The sequence below is a fragment of the Streptomyces sp. CA189 genome (genome assembly GCF_056428985.1).
The window spans coordinates 71,993-79,174 of sequence record NZ_JBWJVM010000039.1 but is presented as its reverse complement, the minus strand read 5'-3'; the positions used below and the strand labels follow the sequence as shown (position 1 = coordinate 79,174).

Annotated in this window: 8 protein-coding genes and 1 pseudogene; 6 read left to right on the top strand and 3 right to left on the bottom strand. The window is 72.4% G+C overall.

All coding sequences use genetic code 11. From position 1 onward, the window contains the following. From AC061S_RS26175 to AC061S_RS26155, 5 genes and pseudogenes are all read left to right on the top strand, one after another. On the top strand, positions 1-1,301 hold a 1,301-nt coding region (locus tag AC061S_RS26175; RefSeq protein WP_478688326.1), incomplete at its 5' end, for a sensor histidine kinase. Between the two features lie 63 nt (positions 1,302-1,364). Beyond that, the gene (locus tag AC061S_RS26170; protein WP_478688325.1) at positions 1,365-1,895 is read left to right on the top strand and encodes a carbamoyltransferase N-terminal domain-containing protein; all 531 of its coding nucleotides are present in this window, start codon (positions 1,365-1,367) and stop codon (positions 1,893-1,895) included. Then, positions 1,837-2,214, top strand: a pseudogene (locus tag AC061S_RS26165) (carbamoyltransferase C-terminal domain-containing protein); the annotation flags it as partial. The gene AC061S_RS26170 and the pseudogene AC061S_RS26165, both read left to right, overlap by 59 nt. A 26-nt stretch (positions 2,215-2,240) precedes the next feature. Continuing rightward, entirely contained in the window at positions 2,241-2,375 is a 135-nt protein-coding gene (locus AC061S_RS26160; RefSeq protein WP_478688324.1) for a hypothetical protein, read from the top strand. Between the two features lie 20 nt (positions 2,376-2,395). Further along, the gene (locus AC061S_RS26155; protein ID WP_478688323.1) at positions 2,396-2,500 is read left to right on the top strand and encodes a hypothetical protein; all 105 of its coding nucleotides are present in this window, start codon (positions 2,396-2,398) and stop codon (positions 2,498-2,500) included. A gap of 6 nt (positions 2,501-2,506) precedes the next feature. Here the strand turns inward: AC061S_RS26155 and AC061S_RS26150 are convergent, their stop codons facing one another. Next, positions 2,507-3,535 (bottom strand): mechanosensitive ion channel family protein, encoded by a 1,029-nt coding sequence (locus tag AC061S_RS26150; protein WP_478688322.1) that lies wholly within the window; start codon positions 3,533-3,535, stop codon positions 2,507-2,509. A 50-nt stretch (positions 3,536-3,585) separates the two neighbouring features. Between AC061S_RS26150 and AC061S_RS26145 the strand changes: the two genes are divergently transcribed. Further along, positions 3,586-4,155 (top strand): dienelactone hydrolase family protein, encoded by a 570-nt coding sequence (locus AC061S_RS26145; RefSeq protein WP_478688321.1) that lies wholly within the window; start codon positions 3,586-3,588, stop codon positions 4,153-4,155. A 110-nt stretch (positions 4,156-4,265) separates the two neighbouring features. On the opposite strand, the gene AC061S_RS26140 is transcribed toward AC061S_RS26145, so the two are convergent. Then, positions 4,266-5,207 (bottom strand): zinc metalloprotease, encoded by a 942-nt coding sequence (locus AC061S_RS26140; RefSeq protein ID WP_478688330.1) that lies wholly within the window; start codon positions 5,205-5,207, stop codon positions 4,266-4,268. A gap of 221 nt (positions 5,208-5,428) precedes the next feature. Continuing rightward, positions 5,429-7,114: an alkaline phosphatase D family protein gene (locus AC061S_RS26135; protein ID WP_478688320.1), complete on the bottom strand. Its 1,686-nt coding sequence runs from the start codon at positions 7,112-7,114 to the stop codon at positions 5,429-5,431. Positions 7,115-7,182 lie beyond the last annotated feature (68 nt).

Sequence of the window (7,182 nt, the reverse complement as noted above, 5' to 3'; positions counted from 1 at the left end):
CGCTCGGCGTGTGCGCGGCGGCCTTCCTCGTCGTCCGCGGGGCGCTGTACAGCCAGCTCGACCTCAGCCTGACCCAGTCCGCCCGCCTCGCCGCCCAGCGCAACCCGGACGCCGGACCGGGGACCCTGGCCGGGGAGTGCCGGTTCCGGGCGGCGCCCGCCTGCGCCGAGGTGGTGCCGGCGGATCCGGGGCGCGACCCCGAGACGCCGTACCTGCTGCCGGTCGGCCCGGCCGCGCGGGCCGTGGCGGCGGGCACGCGGGCCCCGTACTACACCGCCATCGTGCACGCCGGGCATCCGGCGCGGATGCTGACCACCGACTACGGCAAGGGGCGGGCGCTCCAGGTGGCGCTGCGCGCGGACACCGTGGAGGGCGGCATCGAGCAGGCCTCGTGGTGGCTGGCGCTGACGGCGGCGGCCGGGGTGCTGCTGGCCGCCCTGCTCGGCTACTGGGTCGCGCGGACGGGTCTGGCACCGGTCACCCGGCTCACCGCCACCGCCGAGCGGATCGCGGCCACCCGGGATCCGAGACACCGGATCGAACTGCCGCCCCCGGGGCGTGGCCGCGAGGACGAGGTCACGCGGTTGGCCGGGAGCTTCAACACCATGCTGGGGGAACTGGAACAGTCCGTCACCGCGCAGCGCAGGCTCGTCGCGGACGCCTCGCACGAGCTGCGGACCCCGCTGACCGCGCTGCGGACGAATGCGGAACTGCTGGCGCGGGGGGACCGGCTGACGGCGGAGCAGCGGGAGCGGGCCTCGCTGGCGCTCGGGCGGCAGCTGCGGGAGGTGGCGGGGCTGGTCAACGACCTGATCGAGCTGGCCCGCGACGAGGAGCCGCAGCTGCTGGTGGAACAGGTGCGGCTGGCTCCGCTGGTGGAGTACTGCGTGGGGGCCGCGCGGGCGCACTGGCCGGGCGTGGCGTTCCGGGTGCGGGTGCCGGAGGAGGCCGTGGTGGTGGCCGGGGTGCCGGCGCGGCTGAGCCGGCTGCTGGGGAACCTGCTGGACAACGCGGCGAAGTTCAGCCCGGCGGGGGCGGAGGTGGAGGTGGCGCTGGCCGTTCGGGGGGACGGCGGGGCGGAGGTGACCGTACGGGATCACGGGCCGGGGATCTCGGACGCGGATCTGCCGTACGTCTTCGACCGGTTCTACCGGGCCGGGGCGGCTCGGGCGTTGCCCGGGTCGGGGCTGGGGCTGGCGATGGCCCGGCAGATCGCGCGGGCGCACGAGGCGGAGCTGGTGGCAGAAGCCGCCCCGGGCGGGGGCGCGCTGTTCCGGCTGACCTTCACGGCCCCGGTCTGAGGGTGTGCCGCCGCGCGGAGTCCCCTGCCCGCCCTCGCCCCGGGGACTTGGCGAAGTCCCCGCGTGTCCTCACGCCCGGGGCGATTCGCCCAACCCTGTCTCCTGGACGAGCAGGAGCGCATCTCCCGCAAGCGGTACGGCGTGTTCGAGGACCCGACCGACGCCATCGCCTCCTGCCTGGAGATCGCCGGCATCTCCCGGGGCGACACCGAGGTGGTCGCGGTCGGCTGGGACGTGCCGCGCATCGCCGCGATCGCCGGGGAGCGCTGGACGTACAGTTCGGCGGACGCCTATCTGCGCCGGCTCGGGTTCGATCCCGCCGTGCACCGCCCGGAGCTCGTCGTCGTCGAACACCACCGGGCCCACGCGGCCGCCTCGTTCTACGCCTCCGGCATGGCGGAGGCCGCGGTCCTCGTCATGGACGGCAATGGCGAGGACGAGAGCGTCAGCGTCTTCCACGGAAGGCACCCCGATGCTCGACGAGGAGGGCGGTCCCCTCTTCCCGCACCACGAGGACCTCCAGCAGGAAGCCGTCATGGAGGCGTGGCGCGAGTATCTGACCACGCTGGTGCGCCCGCGGCTGGCCGCGCGTGACCTCATGCACGAGCACGAGCCCTCCGTCCGGCCGGCCTGGAGCGCGCAGTTCGCGGTCGAGCGCCAGCACGCCCGCCTGGTGGAGCTGGGCGGCGTCGACATCGATCTCGACCTGGTCGTGGAACTCCTGGACCAGGGGGCCATCGGCGCGATCGCGGCGGGCCGGGCCGAGGTCGGCCCGCGCGCGCTCGGGCCCCGGTCGCTGATCGCCATGCCGTCGATCGAGGGCATCCGGGACCGGATCAACGTGGCCAAGAGCCGGGAGGCGTGGCGCCCCCTGGCCCCGGTGAGCCTGGACTCGACGGCCGCCCGGTTCTGGGAGGTGAAGGACCGCTCCAGCGGTACATGCTGGGCGCCACGCCGGTCACCGAGCACGCCCGCGAGGCGATGCCGGAGGCGATCCACGTCGACGGGACGGCCCGGGCACGGATCGTTTCCGCCGACGGCAGCCCCTTCGCGCCGGGCTGCCTCCGGCGCTGATCAACACGTCGCTCAACGCCTTGGGCGAGCCCATCGCCCGCACGGTCGACGACGCGCTCAAGACGTACGAGCAGTGCGCGCTCGACTTCCTGATCCTCGACGACCGGCTCGTCGGCCGCGGCTGATCCGCGTCACACGGGGGGCGGGCTGACAGCCTGCGACGTGGCGATGCGCGGGAGGGCGTACGGATGGTGCGTGACCAGCCAGTCGATCAGGCGTTCGCGGACCGCGCAGCGGACCGTCCAGACGGCGTCGCCGTCCTTCGCCGTGACCACCGCGCGGACCTGGATGGTGTGCGGGGTGGTGTCGGTGACGGCCAGGGAGCCGGTGCGGCCGTCCCATTCCGGGATGTCCCGCAGGATCCGCTGGAGCTGCTCGCGCATCAGGTCCACCGGCGCGCTGTGGTCCAGGTGCCAGAACACGGTGCCCGTCATCTGCGCGCCACCGCGCGACCAGTTCTCGTAGGGCTTGCTCGTGAAGTACGCCACCGGCATCGTGATCCGGCGCTCGTCCCAGGTGCGGACGGTGAGGAAGGTGAGGGTGATCTCCTCCACGGTCCCCCACTCCTTGTCCACGACCACCGTGTCGCCGATCCGGACGGTGTCGCCGAAGGCGATCTGGAGACCGGCGAACAGGTTGCCGAGGGCGGCCTGCGCCGCGATGCCCGCCACGATGCCGAGTACGCCCGCCGAGGCCAGCATCGAGGTGCCGACCGTCCGCATCTCGGGGAACGTCAGGAGCATCGCGCCGAGGGCCACCACGACCACCACCGCCGTGACCACCCGCTGGATCAGCGTGACCTGGGTGCGCACCCGGCGGACCCTGGCCTGGTCGGAGGCGTCGGCCGCGTAGCGGGCGTACGTGGAGTCCACGATCGCCGTCGTGATGCGGATCAGCAGCCACGCGGCCGCGGCGATCAGGATCAGGGTCAGCGCGTGCCCGGGTCCGTCCGAGCGCCGGCGCACGGCCTGGAGCAGTGAGGCGGCCAGGACCACCAGGAACGGCGGGCGGCAGCGGCGCAGCAGCCCCCACAGCGGGGTCTCGCTGTGCCGGGCGTCGGCGCGGCGGAGCAGCACGTCCAGCAGCCAGCCCGCGAGCAGGGTGACGGCCAGGGTGCCGGCGACGGCCGCGATCGGGCGCAGGAGGGAGTCCGTGTCCATGCAGGCCAACGTAACCGGAAGGGGTCCGTCGAAACTGGCACGATGGGGGCATGAACATCATGCTTTTCCATTCGACCTACGGGCTGCGGCCCGCCGTGCGGGAGGCGGCCGACCGGCTGCGCGCGGCCGGGCACCAGGTCCAGGTGCCCGACCTCTTCGAGGGACGTACCTTCGAGACCGTCGAGGAGGGCATGGCCCACCAGGACGAGATCGGCCGTGACGAGCTGCTCAAGCGGGCGGTACTGGCCTCGGCCCCCTACTCCGACCAGGGGCTCGTCTACGCCGGCTTCTCCTTCGGCGGTTCGATCGCCCAGCACCTGGCGCTCGCCGACGAGAAGGCGCGCGGGCTGCTGCTCCTGCACGGGACGGCCGACCTGGAGGAGGGCGTCTACGTCGACGAGCTGCCGGTGCAGCTGCACATCGCCGACCCGGACCCCTTCGAGCCGCACGACTGGCTGACGGCCTGGTACCTGCGGATGCGCAAGGCCGGGGCGGACGTGGAGGTCCACGGCTATCCGGGGGCCGGTCACCTGTTCACGGACCCGGGGCTGGACGACTACGACGCCGAGGCCGCGGAGCAGGCCTGGGCGGTCGCCCTCGCCTTCCTCGAAGGTCTTTAGGACGGTCGTTGGAACGGTCTTAGGCCGGAACACGGCGATGGGGCCCCGCGCGTGCGGGGCCCCATCGTCATGAGTGCGGCAGAACGCCTGAGCGGCAGAACGCCGGAGCGTCAGGCGCGGTAGGCCGTCCACATGCTCTTCATGCGGGCCACCTGGCCCGCGGTGAACTGGTACATGCAGTTGTCGTACGTGTAGTCCATGAAGTTGTGGATCGGGTCGACGCCCGCCTTGCTGGCGCAGGTGTCACGGCCGGTCGGGCACTGGAAGGCCGCGCTCTTCTCGGCCGGGGTGTCCGCGACGGAGTCGCCGGCGCCGTTACAGCCGCCCTGGAAGGTGTGGTAGAGACCCATCCAGTGGCCGACCTCGTGGGTCGCGGTGTCGCCCTCGTTGTAGTTGGCCGCGGAGCCGTCCGGCAGCGAGGTGTCCAGGACGACCACGCCGTCCATCGACGGCTGGGAGGCGTAGGAGCTGGGGAAGGTGGCCCAGCCCAGCAGCCCGCCGGAGAGGTTGGCGGTGTAGAAGTTGAGGGCGTTCGGGCCGCCCTTGCGCAGCGTGCTCTTCATGGTCTTCTCGGCCGTGGAGCCGGAAGCCAGGTTGTACCAGCTCGCGTTGTCCGTGTAGTCGGTGCCCGCCAGGGTGAACTGGTAGGTGCTGTCGACGTTTCCGGTGCCCTGGCCGGCGTAGGCCGCGTTCAGGACCGCCAGCTGCTTGCTGAGATCGGTGGCCGTCAGCTTTCCGGTGGTGCCGGAGTGGATGACGTGGAAGTACACGGGGATGCTCGTGACTGCCTCGGCGGCGCGCAGGCTGCGCGGCTCCTTCGAGATCTTGTCCAGCTTCGCCTTGAGGTCGGCGTCCATGGCCTTGGACTGGGCCTCGGTGACCTCGTTCGGCTCGGCCGCGTGCTGGTCCTTCGGGCGCGCCACACGGGCGTTGGCGGCCGCGCCGGACGTTTCCTCGGCGCACACCTCCGCGCCGGTCTTGGCGGCCGCGACCGTGGTGGGGGCGGCGAGCGGGGTGAAGGCCAGGGTGCCGGCGAGTACGGCGGTACCCATCAGGCGGCGGCGAAGAAGGGGGGATATGCGGGCAAGAGCGCGCACGTGTGCTCCTCGCGAGTGGGGGTAGAGCGGGAGGGATCTCCTCAGCTGGCGGGAATCTTACGTGCGCATGTCATAAACAGGTCAAGTGCTCTACGTAAAAGATTTGTTGCTTCTGATGTCAAAGGGGCGCCTGGTCTACGCCAAGCGCCCCTCCGGACGGGAAATCTGGCTGAATGTCAGCGCACCGGCTGGTCCGCCCTCTGGACCTTCTGGGTCCCGTTCAGCGTCTGGTAGGAGCGGGCCCAGGCGGCCGTGGCGTCCTGGCGCCGCTTGTCCGAGATGACGTAGTAGTCCATCTGGGAGCGCTCGGCCGTCACGTCCAGCACGCCGTAGCCGTGGGCGTCCATGTCCAGCCATTTCACGTGCCGGTTGGCGGCCTTGATCGCCGTCTCGGCGGCCAGTGAGGCCGTGTCGGCCGGCACGTGCAGCAGGTCGTCGATGTTGTCGGAGGTCACCGACGTCACCACGAACTCCACGCCCGCCGACCGCGACCACGGGTAGGTGGCCGCCGTCACCGGGACGTCGTTCGCCCAGGCCATGTGGATGTCGCCCGTCAGGAAGACGGTGTTGCGGACGGAACGGTCCGTCAGGTGCCCGAGCAGCTCCCGGCGGTCGTCCGTGTACCCGTCCCACTGGTCCACGTTGACCGCGAGGCCCCCCGCGGGCAGGCCGAGCAGTTCGCCGAGGGGCTCCAGCAGGTGTGCCGGCAGCGAGCCGAAGGCCACCGGCGAGATCATCACCGAGGTGCCGACCAGCTTCCAGGTGGCCTGCGAGCCGGCCAGCCCGGCCTTCAGCCAGTCCAGCTGGGCGCGCCCGGTGAGGGTGCGCTCCGGGTCGTCCACCGCCCCGCTGCCCATCCCCGCCTGCTGCGAGCGGAAGGTGCGCAGGTCCAGCAGGTGCAGGTCCGCGAGGGTGCCGAAGCGCAGTCGGCGGTAGACGGTGCCCTCGGTGGAGGTGCGGACCGGCATCCACTCGAAGTACGCCTGCCGGGCGGCGGCCGCGCGGGCCGCGAACGAGCCCTCGGTGGCGGGGTCGTGGTTCTCGGCACCGCCGGACCAGGTGTCGTTGGCGATCTCGTGGTCGTCCCAGATCGCGATGACCGGGTGGGCCTGGTGCAGGGCCTGCAGGTCGGGGTCGGCCTTGTACTTCCCGTGCCGGGTGCGGTAGTCGGCCAGGGTGAGGATCTCGTGCAGCGGCTCGTGCTGCCGTACGGCGTACTTCGCCTCGGGGTAGCCGCCGCTCTGGTACTCGTATATGTAGTCGCCCAGGTGCAGGACCGCGTCCAGGTCGGCCCGCGCGGCCAGGTGGCGGTACGCGGAGAAGTAGCCGGCCTCCCAGTTGGCGCAGGAGACCACGCCGAAGCGGACCCCGGCGGGCGCGGTCGCGGCGGCGGGGGCGGTACGGGTGCGCCCGGCCGGGGAGACGGCGGCGCCGGCGGTGAACCGGTACCAGTAGGCCGTCTGCGGCCGCAGGCCCCGTACGTCGGCCTTGACGGTGTGGTCGGAGGCCGCGCTCGCGGTGACGGTGCCGCTCGCGACGATCCGGGAGAAGGCCTTGTCCTCGGCGACCTCCCAGCCCACCGCGAGGGCCGGGCCCGCGCCGGAGCCCGGTACGGCCCCGGCGGTCGGGGTGACGCGGGTCCACAGCAGGACCCCGTCGGGGAGCGGGTCGCCCGAGGCGACGCCGTGCAGGAAGGAGGGCGCGTCGCCGGTGGTGCCGGTGGCGGCGTGGGCGACCTCGGCGCCCAGCACGGCGATCGGGACGAGTGCCGCCGTGGCCGCCGCGGCCAGGACGACCGTACGGCGGCGGGGAGTCGGTGGAGTCGCCGATTCCGGTGCGGAAGGGATGAGTTGACTGGTCACGGATGATCATATTACCGACGGGTATTCGATCGGTGCCAGCCCCGCACAAGCAACGGACGGGCGAACTC

What these genes read in the sequence shown, in the direction of transcription:
- AC061S_RS26150 (WP_478688322.1), bottom strand. Translation starts at nt 3,535, where the DNA reads ATGGACACGGACTCCCTCCTGCGCCCGATCGCGGCCGTCGCCGGCACC.
- AC061S_RS26145 (WP_478688321.1), top strand. Translation starts at nt 3,586, where the DNA reads ATGAACATCATGCTTTTCCATTCGACCTACGGGCTGCGGCCCGCCGTG.
- AC061S_RS26160 (WP_478688324.1), top strand. Translation starts at nt 2,241, where the DNA reads ATGCTGGGCGCCACGCCGGTCACCGAGCACGCCCGCGAGGCGATGCCG.
- AC061S_RS26140 (WP_478688330.1), bottom strand. Translation starts at nt 5,207, where the DNA reads ATGGGTACCGCCGTACTCGCCGGCACCCTGGCCTTCACCCCGCTCGCC.